18 protein-coding genes and 1 tRNA gene are annotated in these 20,218 nt (G+C 63.8%); 9 read left to right on the forward strand and 10 right to left on the reverse strand.

Annotated elements, in window-relative coordinates; translation table 11 throughout:
- Positions 1 to 69 precede the first annotated feature (69 nt).
- Entirely contained in the window at positions 70 to 846 is a 777-nt protein-coding gene (rlmB, locus tag ACGYK2_RS03625) for a 23S rRNA (guanosine(2251)-2'-O)-methyltransferase RlmB (RefSeq protein ID WP_271689619.1), read from the reverse strand.
- 113 nt (positions 847 to 959) lie between these two features.
- Here rlmB and ACGYK2_RS03630 point away from each other — a divergent pair.
- Positions 960 to 1,043, forward strand: a tRNA-Tyr gene (locus tag ACGYK2_RS03630).
- A 242-nt stretch (positions 1,044 to 1,285) separates the two neighbouring features.
- On the opposite strand, the gene ACGYK2_RS03635 is transcribed toward ACGYK2_RS03630, so the two are convergent.
- Positions 1,286 to 1,861 (reverse strand): hypothetical protein, encoded by a 576-nt coding sequence (locus ACGYK2_RS03635; protein WP_271689618.1) that lies wholly within the window; start codon positions 1,859 to 1,861, stop codon positions 1,286 to 1,288.
- Positions 1,862 to 1,953: 92 nt separating this feature from the next.
- Here ACGYK2_RS03635 and ACGYK2_RS03640 point away from each other — a divergent pair, with 92 nt between their 5' ends.
- Together ACGYK2_RS03640 and ACGYK2_RS03645 are read left to right on the forward strand one after the other, a co-directional pair.
- On the forward strand, positions 1,954 to 2,958 hold the full coding sequence (locus ACGYK2_RS03640) for a hypothetical protein (protein ID WP_276154439.1): 1,005 nt from the start codon (positions 1,954 to 1,956) through the stop codon (positions 2,956 to 2,958).
- Between the two features lie 76 nt (positions 2,959 to 3,034).
- Entirely contained in the window at positions 3,035 to 4,327 is a 1,293-nt protein-coding gene (locus ACGYK2_RS03645) for an O-acetylhomoserine aminocarboxypropyltransferase/cysteine synthase family protein (RefSeq protein WP_271689616.1), read from the forward strand.
- Between the two features lie 51 nt (positions 4,328 to 4,378).
- Here the strand turns inward: ACGYK2_RS03645 and ACGYK2_RS03650 are convergent, their stop codons facing one another.
- Positions 4,379 to 5,080, reverse strand: coding sequence for an SIMPL domain-containing protein (locus ACGYK2_RS03650; protein WP_271689615.1), 702 nt, complete (start codon positions 5,078 to 5,080; stop codon positions 4,379 to 4,381).
- Positions 5,081 to 5,231: 151 nt separating this feature from the next.
- On the opposite strand from ACGYK2_RS03650, the gene ACGYK2_RS03655 reads away from it, so the two are divergent.
- The gene (locus ACGYK2_RS03655) at positions 5,232 to 8,039 is read left to right on the forward strand and encodes a hypothetical protein (RefSeq protein WP_271689614.1); all 2,808 of its coding nucleotides are present in this window, start codon (positions 5,232 to 5,234) and stop codon (positions 8,037 to 8,039) included.
- 62 nt (positions 8,040 to 8,101) lie between these two features.
- On the opposite strand, the gene hppD is transcribed toward ACGYK2_RS03655, so the two are convergent.
- Positions 8,102 to 9,196: a 4-hydroxyphenylpyruvate dioxygenase gene (gene hppD, locus ACGYK2_RS03660; protein WP_271689613.1), complete on the reverse strand. Its 1,095-nt coding sequence runs from the start codon at positions 9,194 to 9,196 to the stop codon at positions 8,102 to 8,104.
- Positions 9,197 to 9,333: 137 nt separating this feature from the next.
- Here hppD and ACGYK2_RS03665 point away from each other — a divergent pair, with 137 nt between their 5' ends.
- Positions 9,334 to 9,789, forward strand: a complete 456-nt coding sequence (locus ACGYK2_RS03665; protein ID WP_271689612.1) for an Lrp/AsnC family transcriptional regulator — start codon at positions 9,334 to 9,336, stop codon at positions 9,787 to 9,789.
- Between the two features lie 18 nt (positions 9,790 to 9,807).
- Positions 9,808 to 11,721, forward strand: coding sequence for a monovalent cation:proton antiporter-2 (CPA2) family protein (locus ACGYK2_RS03670; RefSeq protein WP_271689611.1), 1,914 nt, complete (start codon positions 9,808 to 9,810; stop codon positions 11,719 to 11,721).
- Between the two features lie 37 nt (positions 11,722 to 11,758).
- Here the strand turns inward: ACGYK2_RS03670 and cobT are convergent, their stop codons facing one another.
- Entirely contained in the window at positions 11,759 to 12,772 is a 1,014-nt protein-coding gene (gene cobT, locus ACGYK2_RS03675) for a nicotinate-nucleotide--dimethylbenzimidazole phosphoribosyltransferase (RefSeq protein WP_271689610.1), read from the reverse strand.
- Between the two features lie 79 nt (positions 12,773 to 12,851).
- Here cobT and cobS point away from each other — a divergent pair, with 79 nt between their 5' ends.
- Positions 12,852 to 13,658 (forward strand): adenosylcobinamide-GDP ribazoletransferase, encoded by an 807-nt coding sequence (gene cobS, locus ACGYK2_RS03680; protein ID WP_271689609.1) that lies wholly within the window; start codon positions 12,852 to 12,854, stop codon positions 13,656 to 13,658.
- A gap of 51 nt (positions 13,659 to 13,709) precedes the next feature.
- Here cobS and ACGYK2_RS03685 read toward each other — a convergent pair whose 3' ends face one another.
- From ACGYK2_RS03685 to ACGYK2_RS03705, 5 genes are all read right to left on the reverse strand, one after another.
- Complete coding sequence (locus ACGYK2_RS03685; RefSeq protein WP_007120274.1) at positions 13,710 to 14,222, reverse strand: CarD family transcriptional regulator; 513 nt, start codon at positions 14,220 to 14,222, stop codon at positions 13,710 to 13,712.
- 313 nt (positions 14,223 to 14,535) lie between these two features.
- Positions 14,536 to 14,871, reverse strand: coding sequence for a ferredoxin FdxA (gene fdxA / locus ACGYK2_RS03690; RefSeq protein ID WP_067262482.1), 336 nt, complete (start codon positions 14,869 to 14,871; stop codon positions 14,536 to 14,538).
- 51 nt (positions 14,872 to 14,922) lie between these two features.
- Positions 14,923 to 15,306 (reverse strand): RNA-binding S4 domain-containing protein, encoded by a 384-nt coding sequence (locus ACGYK2_RS03695; protein WP_271689608.1) that lies wholly within the window; start codon positions 15,304 to 15,306, stop codon positions 14,923 to 14,925.
- Positions 15,307 to 18,291, reverse strand: coding sequence for a helicase-related protein (locus ACGYK2_RS03700; protein ID WP_271689607.1), 2,985 nt, complete (start codon positions 18,289 to 18,291; stop codon positions 15,307 to 15,309).
- Between the two features lie 15 nt (positions 18,292 to 18,306).
- Positions 18,307 to 18,864 carry a hypothetical protein gene (locus tag ACGYK2_RS03705; RefSeq protein WP_067262476.1) on the reverse strand — a complete coding sequence of 186 codons (558 nt, stop codon included), beginning with the start codon at positions 18,862 to 18,864 and terminating at the stop codon, positions 18,307 to 18,309.
- Positions 18,865 to 18,938: 74 nt separating this feature from the next.
- On the opposite strand from ACGYK2_RS03705, the gene ACGYK2_RS03710 reads away from it, so the two are divergent.
- Together ACGYK2_RS03710 and ACGYK2_RS03715 are read left to right on the forward strand one after the other, a co-directional pair.
- Complete coding sequence (locus tag ACGYK2_RS03710) at positions 18,939 to 19,229, forward strand: SCP2 sterol-binding domain-containing protein (RefSeq protein ID WP_067262473.1); 291 nt, start codon at positions 18,939 to 18,941, stop codon at positions 19,227 to 19,229.
- Positions 19,229 to 20,176, forward strand: a complete 948-nt coding sequence (locus tag ACGYK2_RS03715) for an alpha/beta fold hydrolase (protein WP_271689606.1) — start codon at positions 19,229 to 19,231, stop codon at positions 20,174 to 20,176. Before ACGYK2_RS03710 ends, ACGYK2_RS03715 begins: the two co-directional genes overlap by 1 nt.
- The last annotated feature ends 42 nt before the right edge of the window (positions 20,177 to 20,218 follow it).

Raw genomic sequence — 20,218 nt, forward strand, 5'->3', positions numbered from 1 at the left:
CCGTTTTCAAAGGGGCCGGGCCCGGCCGCCCTGCCCCCTGCTCGCATTTGAGCCAGTTCTTGCCGATTCTCAGCCGCCAACCCGGCTGGCATAAAGCGCGATGGCCGCCGCGTTAGAGACGTTGAGCGAGCCGAATCCGCCCACCGCATCAATCCGCACCAGCGCGTCTACGGTCTCGCGGGTCTTCTCCCGCAGCCCCGGCCCCTCGGCCCCCAGAACAAGCGCCACGGGGCGGTCACGGCGGCCTTCGACGGTTTCCTCGATGGTCTGCGTCGCCTCGCCATCAAGCCCCAGCACAAGATAGCCCATCTCCTGCAAGGCCCGGATGGCATCGGCAAGGTTGCGGACCCTCAGATAGGGCTGGCGCTCCAGCGCACCGCTGGCGGTTTTGGCCAGCGCCCCGGTCTCAGGCGCGGAATGGTGTTTGGTGCCGATGACCGCCGAGGCGCCAAGCACTTCGGCAGAGCGTAGAATCGCGCCGACGTTATGCGGATCGGTCACCCGGTCGAGCAGCAAAAGCCGCGGCGCGGAATCACCGATGGCCACATCTTCCAATCGGCCCCAGTTCAGCGGCTTCACCTCCAAAACGGCACCTTGGTGGACCGAGTTTGGATCGAGCGGCGGGCGGAACTTGCGTGGGTCCACGACCTGCGGCGTGATTCCCGCCTCGGCGATGGCCTCTTCCAGCTTCGCCTGCGCGTTCGGCGTGACCATCAACTGCAATTTTTCACGCCGCGGGTTCATCAGCGCATCGCGCACCGCATGCAGGCCGAACAGCCAGACCGTTTGCGCCGCTTCGGCCTTCTTGTCCTGCTCTTTTTGCACGACCCATTTGGGTTTCTTCATCTCTTTATCCTTTCGTGCGATTTCCCCAAGATTTCTCAGGAATTCGCCTTGACGCTTCTTTGGCTCGCTTGTAATCACGCCCCCACGTCAGGTGCAATGCACCGGGACAAAGTGGGCGACAGGCCGCAAGGTGTGGCAGGGGACTGTAACTCCCTCGCGGAGACGCACGCCTGGTTCGATTCCAGGGTCGCCCACCACTTTCTCCCTCTATTTTCAGACATCGTAACATGCTGGCGCTGAGCGGATGGCCACCGATCGATCCCCCGGATCGATCCTGCGCGAAATAGCCATGTGTCAGGGCCCGCCTGCGGCTCCCTCGCGGAGACGCACGCCTGGTTCGATTCCAGGGTCGCCCACCACTTTCTCCCCCCTCGCGATAGTTCGTATGCGCAGTTAAGGCGCGCTCGTGGCGACCAATCAATGTCGGGCCCGATGGCCATCACGGGATCAACACATCGCTCCGCAAAAACCCCTCAAGCGCCATTCCCAAATCGTCGTAAACCAGTTGAACCCGAATCCTCTCAACTGACCCGAGATCGAACGTCAGGTAAGGCTGCGGATCCCCCTCCAGAATCGCATTCGGCGTCGGCGATGAATCGTGACAGGGCGGCATCGGCAGGTTCCGCATCGGCGCGTCGTTCACCGCGATTGCCATGGCGGCCAGCCCGCAGCGCCAGCTCCACAGGTGGGTCACATAGAGGAAGTCTCGCCCATCATACTCCCGCACGGCGATCCAATTGCCGCGGGTGGCGTTCAGGATCGGACGCACCTCTGCGGCGGTGGTGAAACGGCCCGTGGGTGTCTGGTCTTCGGCGACCAAGCCGGGGGGCACGGCATCCATGTAGAACGCAGGCGGCGGGGCCGCGGGCGCCGGGGGCGCCGCCGGGCTGGCCGGGGCTGCGGGGCGTGCCGGAGCCTGCACCGTCATCGGCGCATCCGGTCGGCCTACCCCGTCCGAAGGCGCAGAGGGGCCGCCCAAGCTGATCGCGATCACGGCAAAGACAAAATCGAACATTCGAACCCCTTTCGCAGACCGCTCAAATTGCTGGCTTTTGCCGACAGAGCCCTGCCCCTATACTGGCCGAAAACCAAAGGCCGCAGTTAAGTATGACACGCAATTCGCGTATCCCGCAAATTTTCAACGTCGTCATCGTGGGCCAAGAGGGGCGGCTGGCCTATGAGGCGCTGCTTTTCGCTGCCTCCCTGCGCCATTCCTGCCCGGAGTTCCAAGGCCGCCTGCTGATCGCCGAGCCGCAGCCCGGCCCGCTTTGGGACAGTGACCCGCGCATCACCGACAGCGCCCTGCGCGAGGCGCTGAGCGAGCTTGGGGCGGAGTTCGTCCCCTTTGACAATCAGCATTTCGGCAGCGCCTACCCCAATGGCAATAAGATCGAAATGCTCAGCGCCCTGCCCGCGGGCGAACCCTTTGTTTTCTTTGACACCGATACGCTGATCACCGGCGATCTGGCGGCGGTGCCGTTTGATTTTGACCGCCCCTCGGCCTCTCTCAAACGCGAGGGCACATGGCCCAAGCCGCAGCTTTACGGGCCGGGCTATAGCGCATTGTGGAAGTCGCTTTACGACAAGTTCGGCCTCGACTTCGCCAGCAGCCTCGACCTGAGCCAACCGGATGAATATTGGCGGCGTTATCTCTATTTTAACGCAGGGTTCTTCTACTACCGCTGTCCACGGGAATTCGGTGATCTCTTTCTGCGCTACGCACTTGTGGTGCGCGACGATCCTCCGGTCGAGCTTTGCGCGCAGAGCTTTGACCCTTGGCTCGACCAAATCGTGCTGCCGCTGGTGATCCACGCCCTTGGCGGCGGGCGGGACGCCCTGCCCGCTGGTCTGCTGGATGGCACGGTCTCCTGCCACTATCGTTTTCTGCCCCTGCTCTACGCGCGAGAGAGCGATCATGCGATCGAGGTGCTAGAGGCCATCACCGCCCCCAACCGAATGAAAAAGCTGCTCAAGCAGCGCGATGCGATCAAGCGGATGGTTTATCAGGGCCGGGGGGCCAAGGTGCGCGCGCTTTTCGATCAAGACAACCTGCCCCGCCGCGAACAGGCGATCCGCAACCGGATCAAATCAAACGGTTTCTGGATGCGCTGAGCCCCGCCTGCCCCGTTGTCTGGACGGGTCTTTGCGCCTAGGCTGCGCGAGAACCATTTTCTGAGAGGACAGACCAATGGCCGACAGCCCCACCCCACATTTCGACACGCTGCAAATCCACGCAGGCGCCAACCCCGACCCGGCCACCGGCGCGCGGCAGACGCCGATCTATCAGACCACAGCCTATGTCTTTCGCGATGCCGATCACGCGGCGGCTTTGTTCAACCTTGAGGAAGTCGGCTATATCTATTCGCGCCTGACCAACCCCACCAACGCGGTCCTGCAAGAGCGGATCGCCACGCTCGAAGGCGGTGTCGGCGCGGTCTGCTGCTCATCGGGGCATGCGGCGCAGATCATGGCGCTGTTCCCGCTGATGGGGCCGGGCAAGAATATCGTCGCCTCCACCCGTCTTTATGGTGGCACGGTCACGCAGTTCAGCCATACGATCAAGCGGTTCGGCTGGTCCTGCAAGTTTGTCGATTTCGACGATCCGCAGGCCGTGGCCGATGCGATCGACGACGACACCCGCGCGGTCTTTGGTGAGGCCATCGCAAACCCCGGCGGCTATATCATGGATGTGCGCGCTATTGCGGATGTGGCAGATGCGGCGGGCATTCCGCTGATCATCGACAACACCAGCGCCACACCCTACCTCTGCCGCCCGATTGAGCATGGCGCGACGCTGGTGGTGCATTCCACCACCAAATACCTCACCGGCAACGGCACCGTCATGGGCGGCTGCGTCGTGGATTCGGGCAAATTCGACTGGTCCGCGAATGACAAATTCCCCTCGCTCAGCCAGCCTGAGGAAGCCTATCACGGGATGAAGTTCCACGAGACCTTCGGCCCCATGGCCTTCACCTTCCACGGCATCGCCATCGGGCTGCGCGACTTGGGGATGACGATGAACCCGCAGGCAGCCCATTACACACTGATGGGGATCGAGACCCTGTCGCTGCGCATGGAGCGGCATGTGCAAAACGCGGTGAAGGTGGCGGAATGGCTCGAACAGGACGACCGAGTTGGGTATGTTACCTATGCCGGACTGAAATCCTCGCCCTATCACGAGCGGATGCAAAAGGTCTGTCCCAAGGGCGCGGGCGGGCTTTTCACCTTTGCGGTCAAGGGCGGCTATGACGCCTGTGTGAAACTGGTCAACAGCCTTGAGATCTTTAGCCATGTGGCGAACTTGGGCGATACGCGCTCGCTGATCATTCACTCGGCCTCCACCACCCACCGGCAACTGACGGCAGAGCAGCAGGAAGCGGCAGGGGCCGGTCCGGGCGTCGTGCGCATCTCCATCGGGACCGAGGACGCCGACGATCTGATCGCCGATCTCGATCAGGCACTGACCAAGGCGACCAGCTAAACCACCTTCCCCCGCCGATCACCTCGGCGGGGGTTTTCCATCTGCGGCAACTTACTGCCCAGGGGCAATGGCAAAGGTCATCGAGACCTGCGCCCGCACCTCAACTTCGCCTTCGGCCACGGCGCTGTCCATCGCCATCCCCATACGAGCGGATTCGAACATCTTGGGCTGCGCGTGGGAGTTTTCGGTCATACGGATCAGCGTGCCCAGCTTCACCCCCGCGGCTTCGGCCAACTGCCGCGCGCGTTCGGTGGCATCCGCAACGGCGGCTTTGCGTGCCTCGGCCAGCGCATCTTTCGGGTCTTGAAGACCGAAGTCCAAGCCGTTGAAATCATTCGCGCCCTCGTCGATCACCGCATCCATCATCGCGCCCAAGCGGTCGAGATCGCGCACCTTGACGGCGACGGAGTTACCCGCCTGATAGCCAGTGATCCGCGGCGGCTGGCCGTCCTTATGCGCGCGGTTGTCATGCACCGGGCGCAGGTAGAAACGGCTGGTCTGACGGTCCTTCGCCGCGACGCCCTGCGCATCAAGCTGGGTCAGGATCGCGCTTACGGCGGCATTCACCCCGTCCATCGCGGCCTTGGCGGTTTCGGCCTCTTCGGTCACGCCCAGAGTGATCGTTGCCATGTCGGGCGCGGCGGCGATGGTGCCTTGGCCCGTGACGATAATCCCCTCTTCCGGTCCCTGCTGGGCCGAGACCAATCCGGCCCCCGCCATCCACGCCAGCGCCACCCAATTCATCAGTCGCATGTTCGTTCCTTTCCGTGCATCAATGCGCCGCCATTTGCCCATCGCGGCCCGGTTCTGACAAGCACCCGCACGGTGCGCACCCTTCCCTTGGGCGAACTCCTGCTCTATCCTTCGCCATGACTGCGGCGCGTCTGTAAGTGCGCCCGACCCCATGCTAAAGTCGACCGCGATGAAGCCGAATTTTACCCTCTCCCTGTCGTTCGACGGCATTCGTTTGCTCCACCGCACATCGGGCGGATGGCAGCTTGTTGGTGAAGTGGCGCTCGACAGTGCCGATCTGGCGGCGGAACTGGCGGTCTTGCGCAAAACTGCCACGGCGTTGGAGCCGGGCGGGCTGCGCAGCCTGCTGTTGATCCCCGACGCGCAGATCAAATACCTCACCCTCGACACGCCGGATATGGACCCCGCCGCCCGCCGTGCGGCAGCGGCAGAGGCGCTGGAGGGGGCCACGCCCTATCCGGTTTCCGATCTGGTGTTCGACGTGCATGCCGATGGCGGGCAGAGCCATGTGGCCGCCGTGGCCCGCGAGACCTTGGACGAAGCCGAGGCCTTCGCGGTGGAGCACCGTTTCCACCCGGTCAGCTTTGCCGCCGCCCCGGCCAATGAAAATTTCGAGGGCGCGCCGCATTTCGGCATGACGAAAGCCGCGTCAGACCTGCTGGAACCCGGCGAAACCGTGGAGCCTGAGACGGCTCCCATCGTGATTTCCGGCGTGATAAACGCGCCCGAAGGGCCGGTCGTGGACACGGATGAGACGAACCCCGTCGCCGAGCCTGAGCTTGCCCCGACGCCGGAGGAGACCCCGCCGCCGGTAGAGGAAGACCTGCCGGATTTGGGGTCGACCGAAGGCGCTTCGGAAGCCTCCCCCACGTTGGAGCCGACCCCCAAAGACACGCCACCGCCCTTGGACGAAGACCTGCCCGCCTTGGACGCTGCGGCGGAAACGGAGGCGACGGAAGACCCGGCAGAGGCCGAACTGGCCCCCACTCCAGAGGAAACCCCACCGCCGTTGGCAGAAGACCTGCCCGCGTTGGAGACCCCCGCGCCAAGCGAGGAACCGGAAGAGACGGAGGCGGACGCGCCGCCCGCCCCCACGGGCAGCGTTGCGGCATCCGCAGCCCCCCTCGCGGCGGCGGCAAGCACGCAGGCCACGCCGCAGCCCGAGCCTTCGCGCAAGGTTGATTTCTCCGCACCGGCCTCGCGCAGCGCCCCTGCCGCCGGTTTTGCAAGCCGCCGTGGCGGGTCAGACAACGCGCCCAGCCTTGGCGGCGCGAGCCGGGAGGCACCCCCGCCCCCGCCTGCCGCCAAAACGGAACCGACGCCCGCGCCCGCCCCCAGCACAGCCTCCCTGCCCGTCGGCGCACCTTCGCCCGCCGCGGCCCCGCTTGCGCCGCAGATGCCCGTCGAACCGGCCACAGCCGCCGCCGCGACAGAGGCTGCAGCCCCCCAGCCCGACAGCAGCTCGCTGACGCCCGAGGCGACCACCTCCACCGGCACCTTCCTCAGCCGCCGCAAACCGAAAGCGTCGAAAGACCGCCGGACCGCCCCTGCCAGCCCCGCCGCGGCCAGCCCGGCAACAGAGGCCGAGCGGATGACCGTTTTCGGCGCGCGCCGCCGGAACGAAGTCGGTGGCAAGCCGCGTTTCCTTGGCCTGATCCTGACGGCGGCGCTTTTGGTCTTCTTGGCCGGTGTCGCGGCTTGGGCCTCAATCTTCCTCGACGAGGGCAGCGCGCTTTCGCGGCTCTTTGGCGACCGCAGCCCGCGCAGCACCGCCGAAGCCTTGGCCCCTGCGGAAACCCCTGAAATCGAGAAGGACATCGCCGTACTGCCCCCTGAACCGGCAGAGCCCGACGCGATCGAAACCGCCGCCTTGGACGCCGGTCTGACCGACGAAGACGGTGCCGTCCTCGACGCGCTGCGTGACCCTGAGCCGCGCCCCCTGTCAGAGATGACCGAGGCCGAGATCGACGCCAAATATGCCACCACCGGCATCTGGGCCCGCGCCCCGGACGTGCCCCCGGCCCCGGCAGCGGCAATTGATATCGACGATCTCTACCTCACCAGCATCGACCCGATCAGCAGCACGACGGATGCCGTGGCCCTGCCGCCCGCCGATGGGTTCGGCACCGACATTGCCCCCGGCGCGGTCAGCTCTCCGGCGGCGGCGGGCACACGCTTTGCGCTGGACGCGCGCGGCTTGGTCAAACCCACGGCGCAGGGGGCGCTTAGCCCCGATGGCCATCTGGTCTACCTCGGACGCCCCGCCGTGCAGCCCCCCGCCACTCTGACCCGGCCAGAAGCCGAACCGGCTGAGCCCGAGGTCGACAGTGCCTTGGCCGAGGCCCGGCCCCGTCTGCGCCCCGACGATTTGGCAGAGACGACCGAACGCTCCCAGCTTGGCGGGCTGACACGGTCCGAATTGGCCGATCTGCGCCCGCAACTGCGGCCCAAATCCGTTCAAGAAATCGCTCAGGAAGCGCTCGCCGCTGCCACGCCTGAGCCCGAGGTTGCCCCCATCGACACCAGTGGCGCGGTCGCCGCCGCCCTCGCCACGCCGCCCGCAACCCAGAACGCGACGAAACAGGCCACAACCCAGTCGCGCCGCCCCGATACCCGGCCCCGCAATTTCGACCGGATCGTGAAACGCGCCGCCCGCCGGGCTGCGCCTGCGCAGGTCGCGAGCGTGGCACCCAAGGCCGTGCAGCCCCGCTTTCCATCGAAAACCTCCGTGGCGAAACAGGCCACGGTGAAGAATGCGATCAACCTGCGCGACGTCAATCTGATCGGCGTCTATGGCAAGCCCTCGAACCGCCGCGCTCTGGTTCGGCTCAGCAACGGGCGCTATCAAAAGGTTGAGGTCGGCGACCGGATCGACGGGGGCCGCGTCTCGGCCATTGGCGATAGCGAGTTGCGCTATGTGCGCCGGGGTCGGAATGTCGTGCTGAAGATGCCGAACTAGGTCTCACCACATAAAAAGGGACGCCGCAGCGCCCCTTTTCCCTCCCCCGGATGTACTTCTGACTAGGTGGCCTCAAGCTCACCATTGTCGATCTGCTCTTGCTCGATCGATTCAAAGAGCGCCTTGAAGTTGCCCTCACCAAAACCGTCGTCGCCCTTGCGTTCGATGAACTCAAAGAAGATCGGCCCGATCACGGTTTTCGAGAAAATCTGCAACAGGATGCGCGTCTCGCCCCCGTCGACCACGCCTTCGCCGTCGATCAGGATGCCGTGTTTCTGCATGCGGTCCAGCGGCTCTTCGTGGCCGGTCACCCGCTCTTTCGACATCTTGTAATAGGTCTCGGGCGGCCCGGGCATGAACTTCAGCCCATTGTCGGCAATCGCATCGGTGGCGTCATAGATGTTGCGCGCGCCGACGGCGATATGCTGGATGCCCTCGCCGTTGTATTTCTTGAGATAGGCCACGATCTGGCCGGTCTCGCCCCGGTCTTCGTTGATCGGGATGCGGATGCGCCCGCAGGGCGAGGTCAGCGCGCGGCTAGTAAGCCCCGTATATTTGCCCTCAATGTCGAAGAAGCGGATTTCGCGGAAGTTGAACAGGTCGCCGTAGAACTTGAACCAGACGTCCATATTGCCCTTGTGGACGTTGTGCGTCAGGTGGTCGAGGTAGTAGAACCCCACGCCTTCGGGTTTCGATTTGGCGATCCAGTCGTATTCCCAGTTATAGGGCGAGGTGTCGTAATACTGGTCGATGAAATAGATCAGCGAGCCACCGATGCCCATGATCGCGGGCACGTCGAGCACCTTGCCATCGCCTTTATACTCCTCGGCGCCATTCGCTACCGCGTGCTCCAGCGCCTTTTGCGCATCCACCACGCGCCAGCCCATCGAGGGGGCGCAAGGGCCGTGTTTTTCGACAAAACGCGCGGCAAAGCTCGCGGGGTCGTGGTTCAGGACATAGGTAATGTCGCCCTGCTGCCAAAGCTCTATCTTCTTGGTCTTGTGGTTGGCGACATGGGCATAGCCCATTTTGGTGAAGACATCGCGCAGCGCCTGTGGGTCGGGGCTGGCAAATTCGACAAACTCGAAACCATCGGTGCCGGCGGGGTTCTCTGCCGTGATCTGCGATTTCGGGGCGTCATGCGGGAAAGGGCCCATGTCAGTCTCCTCTGCTTTGGGATTTGCCCCAGTCTACGCAGCAACCGCCGCGCGAATTGCGCGTATCGCAGCATTCAACTGGTCAATTTCGCGGAAGTGACGCATATTACCTCCAAACCATGCGGAGAACGCGCATCATGCTCGATGAGATCGACAGGCGGCTGCTAACGGCGCTGCAAAAGAACGCCCACCTCACGGCGCAGGAGTTGGGGCAAGAGCTGAACCTCTCCCCCAGCCAAGCCGGGCGCAGGCGTCAGCGGTTGGAGGCGGAAGGCTACATTCGCGGCTATCACGCGCGGCTTGATCCGGTGCGCATGGGGCTGAACGTGCAGGGCTTCGTGCAGGTCCATCTAGGCACCCACGGGCCGGAACATTCGGCAAGCTTTGCCCGGCTCATGGCCACCCGTCCCGAGATTGTGAGCGCTTGGACGATGACGGGGGATGCGGACTACCTCCTGAGGGTCTATTGTGACGATCTGCCGAGCCTGAACCGGCTCATTCACGACGTTCTTCTGCCCCATCAGGCCGTGAGCCGGGTGCATAGCCAGATTGTCATGGATCAATTGAAACAGGACGGGCCGCTGCCCACCTGACGCTGAAAGAGGACCGCAATGGAAGGTTTCCTGTTCCAAGCCTCCGTCTATCTGGCCGCCGCGGTGATTGCGGTGCCCATCGCCGCGCGATTGGGGCTGGGGTCGGTGCTGGGCTATCTGGCGGCGGGCATTCTGATCGGGCCGGTGCTGGGCCTTGTCGGGTCCGAGACGAAGGACGTGCAGCATTTCGCGGAATTCGGCGTTGTGATGATGCTCTTCCTGATCGGGCTGGAGTTGGAGCCGCGCGCGCTTTGGGACATGCGCCACCGTCTGCTGGGCTTGGGGGGCTTGCAAGTGCTGCTGTCGACCGCGGCGCTCATGGCCATCGCCATGACTTACGACCAGCCGTGGCGCGTGGCGCTAGCAATCGGGCTGACGCTGGCGCTGTCTTCGACGGCCATCGTGTTGCAAACCCTATCGGAAAAGGGGCTGATGCGAACCCAAGGGGGGCGCTCCGTTTTCTCTGTCCTGCTGACGCAGGATATTGCGGTGATCCCCATTCTCGCCTTCCTGCCGCTGCTGGCCACGGGCATTCCGGGCGGGCTTTTGCCCGATGGGTCCATCTCGCTCGACCCGCAGGCGGTGGAGAATGCCCATCACGGGGCCGAGGGCAGCCACGCCGGAGAGGTCGCCCATGCCGCGCAGACCTTCGTGCAAAGCCTGCCGGGCTGGGGCGTTACGCTGGTCACGATCGGGGCCGTGGCCGCGATCATCCTCGTGGGCATTTACCTGACCCGTCCGGTGTTCCGCTACATCCACCTCGCCAAGCTGCGCGAGATGTACACCGCATTGGCGCTGCTGATCGTGGTGGGGATTTCCTCGCTGATGACCGTGGTCGGCTTGTCGCCCGCCCTCGGCGCCTTTCTGGCGGGCGTGGTGCTGGCCAGCAGCGAGTTCCGCCACGAGTTGGAAACCGACCTCGAACCCTTCAAGGGGCTGCTTTTGGGGCTGTTTTTCATCACCGTGGGGGCGGGTATCAACTTTGTCCTGCTATTCGAAAAACCGCTCATCCTGATCTGCATGGCGCTGTTGGTCATCATCGTCAAAGCGCTGATCCTGATGGTACTGGGCCGCCTCTTCCGCCTCAAAGGCCGCGACGGTTGGCTTTTCACGCTGGCGCTGGCGCAGGCCGGGGAATTTGGTTTTGTGCTGGTCAGCTTTTCCCTCGCCACCGGCGTCATGCCCGACCCGATTGGCGAAACGCTTTTGCTGGTCGTGGCCCTAACCATGCTGATCACGCCGCTGCTTTTCATCCTGCACGACCTGATCAGCCGACGCCTTGACGACGGCGGTCCCGTCATCGCCGATGAGATCGACAGCAGCGGCCCGGTGATCATCGCGGGCGTCGGGCGCTTTGGCCAGATGGTGAACCGGATGGTCCAAGCCAGCGGATTTCAAACCGTCGTGCTGGACCACAACCCCGAGACCATTGCCGTCATGCGGCGCTTTGGCTTTAAGGGGTTTCTGGGCGATCCGACGCGGCCCGACATCCTGCGCAAAGCGGGGCTGCAAGAGGCCAGCGTCTTGGTGGTGGCCCTTGATGACCCTAAATCGGCGGTCTCTCTGATCTCCTACGCGCGCAAAGAGAACCCGAACCTGCATATCGTCAGCCGCGCGCGCGACCGGGAGGAGGTCTACCGCCACTATCAGGCCGGGTCGAATGACATCGTGCGCGAAATGTTCGACAGCTCACTTCGGGCCGGGCGCTATGTGTTGGAAAACATGGGGCTTTCGGATTTCGAGGCCAATGAGGCACAAAAGCTTTTCTACGCCCACGACCGGGTCTCGGTCCGGGAATTGGCGGCGCTTTGGCGGCCCGATGTGCCGCCCTCGCAGAACGCCGCCTATGTGGCCCGCGCCAAGGAATTGCAAAAGGAGTTGGAGACCGCCTTTCTCAACCTTGGCGAGGACAAGGGCAAGGAAAGCGCCTGAACCGGGCAGCCCCTTTCGGGGGGCCACCCGCGCCGCCCTATGCGTCGCTGACGCCCGCTTCGGCAAAGGTGGCCATGCCCGCGTGACAGGCAAGCGCGGTCTTGAGGATGCCAATCGCCAAGCCCGCGCCAGAGCCTTCCCCCAGACGCAGGTTCAACTCCAGCAGCGGCTCCTTGTCCAACGCACCCAAGAGCCGCCGGTGACCGCTTTCCGCGCTGAGATGCCCCGCGACGCAGTGATCCAGCGCGCCGGGTGCCGTCCGCGCGAGGCTGAGCGCGGCGGCACAGCAGATGAAACCGTCGAGGATCACCGGGATGCGCAAGGCCCGCGCCCGCGCCAAAGCTCCGGCCATCGCGGCCAATTCCCGCCCCCCGAGGCGGCGCAGCTGCTCTAGCCCATCGCCCTTGTCCGCATGCAGGGCGACCCCCTCGGCCACGACCTCGGTCTTCAGCGACAGGCCCACGTCATCCACCCCGGTGCCGCGCCCGGTCCAGAACTCCGCCCCGCCGCCCAACAGCGCCGCGGCGAGGGCCGCAGCCGACGTGGTGTTGGCGATGCCCATCTCACCCACGACAAGCAGATCGGCCTCGGCATTCACAGCCTCCCAACCCGCCCGCAGCGCGTCGACGAATTCGTCTTCCGCCATCGCGGGCGCGACCGTGAAATCCTGGGTGGGCCTGTCCAAGGACAGCGGCACCACGTCGAGGCTCGCCCCATTGACCCGCGCGATCTGGTTAATCGCCGCCCCGCCCTGTTCAAAGTTCGACACCATCTGCGCCGTCACCTCTGCCGGGAAGGCCGAGACGCCCCGCGCGGCGACCCCGTGGTTGCCTGCAAACACGATGATCTGGGGCGCGGCGATCTCGGCGCGCGCACCGCCGCGCCAGCCGCGATACCAGACCGCGAGGTCCTCCAACCGGCCAAGCGCGCCGGGGGGTTTGGTCAGCATGGCGTCATGGGCCCGCGCCTCTGCCATCGCCGCGTCGTCGCAGGCGGACATCGCACGCAGCAGGCTGCGAAATTCGGTAAGACTGGCGAAAGACGTGTTCATATGCGGCCCTTTGCGGATTGATATTCAATCGTTTCTAGCCTTAGCCTGTCGGCGCTGAAAGTGCCGAAGGGGCGAAATAATGGCCATTCCCGACATCACCGCCCTGAGGCGCGCCTTTCGGCCCCGCGACATCGCCGTAGCCTTTGCCCTGCTGACCCGCCTGCCCCTGCCGCATTTCCACTTCCCGACCGAGCCGCTCCGCCCCCCGGCCCGCAGCGCATGGGCCTACCCCTTGGTCGGGATCGTGCTGGCGCTGATTGCCGGAGCCGTTGGTATGGCGCTGACGCGCATGGGCGCGACGCCGCCGCTGGTGGCCGCCTTCGTGCTACTGACGCTGGTGATGCTAAGCGGGGCGATCCATGAAGACGGCCTTGCCGATTGCGCCGATGGGTTTTGGGGCGGCTGGACCCGCGAAAAGCGGCTGAAAATCATGAAAGACAGCGTGATCGGCACCTATGGTGTCGTGGCGCTGGTGCTGTCGCTTTTGCTGCGTTGGTATCTCATCAGCGAATTGATTACGGATGAGGCGCTGATCTGGGCGCTGGTCGTCGCCTCCTGCGGATCGCGGGCGGCAATGGTCTGGGTGATGGACAGCCTGCCCACCGCCCGCCGCGATGGGCTGTCTGACCGCACGGGCCGCCCCGGGGAATTGGCGACGGCGGTGGCGGTGCTGATCGGCGTGGTCGTGATCGTTCTGGCGCCGGATTATTCCGCATGGCGCTTGGCGCTTTTGGCGCTGCTTGCCGCACTGGTGGTCCGCCAGATCGCCAAACGCAAGATCGGCGGGCAGACCGGCGATGTCTTGGGTGCGACCCAACAGGTGACCGAGATCGCCCTGCTGACCGGTTGCCAGATGATGGCCTACGGCTGGCAGGCCATTCCATAAAAAAACCGCGCCCCCGGAAGGGACGCGGCATTATCCTAAATCCTGCGATCTTTAGGCGGCCACACGGCTTTCCAGCACGTCGCCAACCTGTTTTGCGGCGGCGAGTTCATCGCCCCCCGACACAGCGGCCACTTCACGGGTCAGGCGCTCAAGCGCTGCTTCATAAAGCTGACGCTCGGAATAGCTCTGCTCGCGCTGGTCGTCGGTGCGGTGCAGATCGCGCACGACCTCGGCAATGGCGATTAGATCGCCGGAGTTGATCTTTTGCTCATACTCCTGCGCGCGGCGGGACCACATGGCGCGCTTGACCTTGGCCTTGCCCTTGAGCGTTTTCATCGCATGGTTGATCACATCGGGTGTCGACAGGGCGCGCATGCCGATTTCGGTCGCCTTATGGGTCGGCACCCGCAGGGTCATTTTGTCTTTTTCAAAGGAAATTACGAAGAGCTCCAGCGCGATGCCGGCAACTTCCTGCTCCTCAATCGAGACGATCTGCCCGACGCCATGCGCAGGGTAGACGACGAATTCATTGGGGCGGAAATCAAGCTTTTTCGATTTGGTCATATAGATCGCTCCTTGGCGCGCGGGGGAAGCCCCGCCATTAACTCAGACACCTGAACAGCACGTAAAACGCATGCGAAGCGCAGCCTGAGCGGTCTGCGTTCGGGTGCGTTTGAGTTAGAAATGTGAGGTCAACCTTGGCAGCAGGGTCGAAACATTATCAGGCTCGTGTGTTACAGCTTGAAGACACTATAGCACAGAATCACGCCTTTCGGAAGCGCCCCCAAGCCAGCCTCGGCGGTTTCCCGGTCAATTCAGCGGGTTAACACTTAAAGTTGAGGTCACAGAGGCGCAACAAAGCGCGAATCGCCGTGCCTTAGCCGCCCTCGCCCGGTTTTTCGGAGAAGAGCTCCATCTTGCCCTCTTTGCCATCCATCTCCTCTGCTTCGGGCAACGGGTCTTTCTTGGTGATGATGACGGGCCAAAGTTCGGAATACTTGCGGTTGAACTCCACCCATTTTTCCATGTCCGGTTCGGTGTCCGGGCGGATTGCATCGGCGGGGCACTCAGGCTCGCAAACGCCGCAATCGATGCATTCATCGGGGTGGATCACCAGCATGTTCTCGCCTTCATAGAAGCAGTCCACCGGGCAGACTTCGACACAGTCGGTGTATTTGCAAGCGATGCAGGCGTCATTCACGATATAGGTCATGCGGAAACTCTGGCTGGATATGTGAGGGACTAGCTAAACTGGGGCGCGGGATCATTCAAGGTGGCGCGCCTTAGAAAGATCAAGCTGCCTGCGGTCGCGCTTGGTCGGGCGGCCCTTTCCCTCAAAACCGGGATTCTCGGGCTGTCTGTCCTTTGATTTGGGCTGCGGCGGGGACAGATCGGTGTAGAGCGTCTGCGCTTCGGGGGCCGGGCCGCGGCGATGGCCGATCGCCTCGATGCGGATCACCCGCACATGGTCGCCTTGCGAAAAAGTCAGCACATCGCCGGGGCCGACACTGCTGGCGCGTTTCTGCGTCGGCGTGCCGTTGATCCGAACCGCGCCGCCCGCCACCTGCGCGGCAGCGAGCGAACGGGTTTTGAAAAAGCGGGCGTGCCACAGCCATTTGTCCAGCCGCAGTTTCGCGCCCGCCTCCACTTACTTGTCGTCCTTCAGCCCCATCAGCGCGGCGGCAAAGGGGTTGTCAGGGTCGATCTGCTTTTCCTTGCGCGGAGGACGGGCAGAGAAGTTCTGCGACTTGCCGCCTTTGTCACCGCCGGGCTTGCGCCCCTTGCCCTTGGCAGGTTTGCCACGCGGCTTGCCCTGCCCTTGATTGCGATCCCCGCCGCGACGGTTGCCACCGCCATTGCCGCGCGGGCTGCGGGCCCATGTGAAGATGTAATAGGTCTCCATCTCCGGCCCGGCGACATCCGCGTCGGGCGCAGTGCCCTGCGGGATTTCTTCCGCTGGCACTTCGGGGATGTTGGTGTCGACCTCAGGCTCTTCGGCGGCCACATCGGCCATGGGGGCGATGCCATCGTCGGGCATCTGCGCCACATCCGCAGGGCGGTCATCGGGGTTAGTCTCATCCGAAGGGGTTTCGATGATACCGCCTGCAGGTTCCTCGGCGGCGACATCCATGATCGGCTTGTCGGCTGCGTCGTCACCGGGCAGATCGCTGTCGAGTTTCTCTGGCACCACGGTATCGGCGGAAGGGTCCATCGCGTCATGGCTGCCGTCTTTGGGCATCACCACATCGACGGGTTTCACCTTGGTCCGCTCGTCCTTTTCGGCCTTGTAGCCCAGACCTTCCATCAGGTCGGCGAATTGCTCAAGCGTCATGCCGGTGATCGACAGCATGTCAGGCTTGGCCTCGAACCCGCCGCGCGAATCTTCGGCACGCAGCATATCGGCGAGACGTTCCAGCATGTCGATGCGGATCGCGCGTTTGCCGGCGTTGCGGTAGCCCGACATGGTGTCGGCCCCAGCAGGCGCTTCGGCTTCGACCGGGATGGTCACCAGACCGGGCGGGGGGGATTCTGGGAATTCGTTCAGCCCTTTGGCCAGCGACCAGAGCACCAGACGCAGACGTGTCGGCGCGGGTTTGAGCATCAGCGGCATGAAGATGGTGAACTGGCCAAAACGAATGCCATGTTTGCGCAGCGCACCGCGAGCATCTTGATCCAGCGCCTTCACATCCTCGGCCACTTGGGCGCGGGGCAGAATGCCGAAATTCTCAACCAGTTGGAAAGCAAAGCCACGGGCCAGGCCGGTCAACGTGTCGTCCTTGCTCAGCCCCAAAAGCGGCTCGAACAGGGCCGCGACCTTGCGGTCGATGAAGTGCTGAAGGCGGCGTTTCACCTTCTCGGCCACTTCAGGCCCGGCGATATCGTCGACAAAGACTTCGACCTGCGGCTTCAGCGCGTCGCTGCCAGCGGTCAGTTTGCCCACCGCGGCGCTGCCCCACATGAGGCCGCCCTGTTCGGTGAAATCAATCTCGGTGTCCGGGGCGTTGTAGAACCGGTCGGCGCGCAGATGGAACTGCGGAGCCAAGGCCTGCAATGCGGCGGTTTTCACCGTTTTGTCTTCAGCCGCACCCGCGCCCTTGTCCACCCGAAAGCGGAACCCGTCCAGCTTGCCTACAAATTCACCTTCAACGGTGACTTCACCGGTCTCGTTTACATCGGCCACCATGGCTTCCTTCTGTCCAAGCCGGCGCAGCAATACACTCGTGCGCCGATCTACAAATCTTTGAGTCAAACGCTCGTGCAGAGCGTCCGACAAGCGGTCTTCTACGACACGCGTCGTGTCGCGCCAATGGCTTTCGTCCTTTGTCCAGCCCTTGCGCTGCGCAACGTAGGTCCATGTGCGAATAAACGCGAGTCGTTTGGACAACGCATCAATGTCGCCATCGGTTCGATCAATTCGTTTGATTTGTCGTGCGAGCCAATCATCGGGGATATATCCGCGCTGGTGCAAATCGTTGAAAATGGTCTCCAAGAGCCCCGCATGTTCCGCATGGCTGATGCCGCGGAAATCGGGAATCCGGCACACATCCCACAGGAGCCGCACCGAAGCGCCATCCGTGGCCCGGGCAAAAACCTCATCCACCTGCGCCAGCGCCTTGAGCGCGCGCAGATCGTCGGATTCCCGCGCCCTGACCAGCCGCTCGTCTTCGGGCGGCATTTCCAAGGTCTTGATCAGGCGGTCAATGCTGCCGAATTGCAAAGCGTGATTGCGCCAGTTGATCTTGTTCTGCGGGGTAAAGTTGTGATCCATGATCGCGCGGGCAAGGTGATCGTCCAGCGCAGGCGCGTCCCCGGTGGTGCCAAAGGTGCCAGATTTGAACCCGCGCCCTGCCCGCCCCGCGATCTGCGCCAGTTCATTCGGGGCCAAGGGCCGCATCCGCCGCCCGTCAAATTTGCTGAGCGCCGAGAAGGCCACATGATCGACATCGAGGTTCAACCCCATGCCGATGGCATCGGTGGCAACCAGATAGTCGACCTCTCCGTTCTGATACATCGCCACCTGCGCATTGCGCGTGCGCGGAGAGAGTGCGCCCATCACCACCGCCGCACCGCCCTTCTGGCGGCGGATCAGCTCGGCGATGGCATATACATTCTCAACAGAAAAGCCGACGATTGCGCTGCGGGGCTTCATTCGGCTTATCTTTTTCTGACCTGCATAGATCAATTCGCTCATCCGGTCGCGGCGCATGAAATCGACCCCCGGAACCAGCGCCGCGATGGTGCCGCGCATGGTGTCGGCCCCCATGAACAGCGTCTCATGCAGGCCCCGCGCGCGCAGCAGACGGTCGGTAAAGACATGGCCGCGCTCGGGATCGGCGCAAAGCTGGATCTCGTCGATGGCTACGAAATCCGCGCCCATCTCCTGCGGCATCGCCTCGACAGTGCACACCCAATACTGCGTGCGCGGCGGCACGATCCGCTCTTCGCCCGTGACCAGCGCCACCACCGAGGGCCCGCGCGCCTTGACGATCCGGTCATAGACCTCACGCGCCAAAAGCCGCAGCGGCAGGCCGATCACCCCGGTCCGATGGGCCAGCATCCGTTCGATTGCATAGGTCGTCTTGCCGGTATTTGTCGGGCCGAGAACGGCCACGACGCGCTTGTTGCCTGCCACCTGTCTATCCTTGAATTAAAGCTCGCGCCCGATGCCGTCCCGGCGCAGCCCTTCAAGGGCCGCGCGGGCGTCCTCGTGATGCGGGTTGAGGGCGAGCGTCTTGCGGTAAAGTGCGGCCGCACGGCCCAGATCTCCGAACTCCTGGATCATCACGGCAAGGCCGAAGATCGCGTTGTAATTGTCGGGGTTCAGCGCCAGCGTCCGCTCCAGATCATCCAGCGCGGGGCCATAGAGGTCGGCCCCGTAATAGGCCTGCGCCCGGGCATGGAATCCTTCGGCGAATCCGGGGGCGTGATCGGTCAGCGCGGTCAAATGCTCGATCGCCAGACGTGCATCGCCATCCGCCATCGCCTCCCGTCCCCGCGTCAGCAGCAAATCCATCGCAGCCGAACCAGAGCGCTGCCAATGCGCCTCGATCTCATGGGCGATTCTGGGGGCCTCCTCCGCTGGGGCCTCGCGCAGCTTTTGCATCAGCTCGGGCGGGGCCTTCTCGGCCACGGCCATGCCCGCAAGCAACACAAAGCTACCAACTGCCGCAACGGTATGTTTGAGGTTGACGGGTATGATGCGCATAACAAAACTGAATGTAACAGGCTGCCGCCGCAATTCCAGACGTAGCGGGGCCAAATGCCAAAAAAGGGCGAGCGATGAGCGATATTGTGAACGAAGCGGTAGTGGTGCTGAACGAAAAGCTGGCCGGCAGCGATTTTGACGGCACGGCCAAGTTCGACATCGAAGGTGAAGGCACCGTGATGATGGACGAAAACGGCGCCCGCGCGGCGGACGAAGAGGCGGACGTGACGCTGAGCGCGGATGCCGAGACATTCCAGTCCATCCTCGAAGGCGACACCAACCCTACATCCGCATTCATGACCGGCAAGCTCAAGATCGACGGCGACATGGGCATGGCGATGAAGCTCGCCGCTGTTCTCGGCTGATGCATCTGGACCCGGCCCGGCTTTACACCGATATCGCCCCCGGCCCCGATGGGGGCCAAGCCCATTGGGCGGAGACATCGGATGGCAAGCGGATCAGGCTGGGTCATTGGCCCTGCGCAGGCGCGCGGGGCACGGTGCTGCTCTTTCCCGGGCGGACCGAATATATCGAAAAATACGGGCTTTGCGCCGCCGATTTCGCGCGGCGCGGCCTTGCCACCATGGCGATCGACTGGCGCGGTCAGGGACTGTCGGACCGGCTTTTGCCTGATGCGCGCGTCGGCCATGTGGATGTTTTCAGCGACTATCAGAAAGACGTCGCCGCCATGCTGCGCGCCGCGCGCAGCCTGAACCTGCCGCGCCCCTATTTCCTGCTGGCCCACTCCATGGGCGGCTGCATCGGCCTGCGTGCCGTGATGGAAGGGCTGCCGGTGCAGGCCGTCGCCTTCACCGGCCCGATGTGGGGCATCTATGTCGTCCCGCATCTGCGCGCGCTGGCGTGGTCCTTGGCGCAGTTCATGCCCCGGGTTGGACAGGGCCACCGCCTGCCCCCGGGCACCAAGATCGAAGCCTATCCCGCCATCGCCCCTTTCGAGGACAACCTGCTGACCACCGATCCGCAGATGTACGCGATGATGCGCGATCAACTGGCCGCCCATCCGGAGCTAAGCCTCGGCGGCCCCAGCTTCGTCTGGCTGCGCGAGGCGCTGGCCGAGACCAAACACCTCGCCGGACGCTCCGCACCTAACATTCCCTGCGTCACCTACCTTGGCAACAACGAGCGTATCGTCGCGACCGACCGCGTCCACAAGCGCATGGCGCAGTGGAAAGGCGGGCGGCTTGAGATCGTACCGGGTGGCGAGCATGAGGTGCTGTTGGAGAGGCCCGAGTTGCGCAAGCCGATCTTCGACGGGCTGGAAAAGCTCTATCTGGGCAATATCACCGGTTAACCCCGCGCCTTAACCCCGCGCCCGCGTCATTTTCCTGTGCAA

Source organism: Sulfitobacter sp. 1A10359, from assembly GCF_043558145.1.
In the GTDB taxonomy this organism is placed as follows: domain Bacteria; phylum Pseudomonadota; class Alphaproteobacteria; order Rhodobacterales; family Rhodobacteraceae; genus Sulfitobacter; species Sulfitobacter faviae.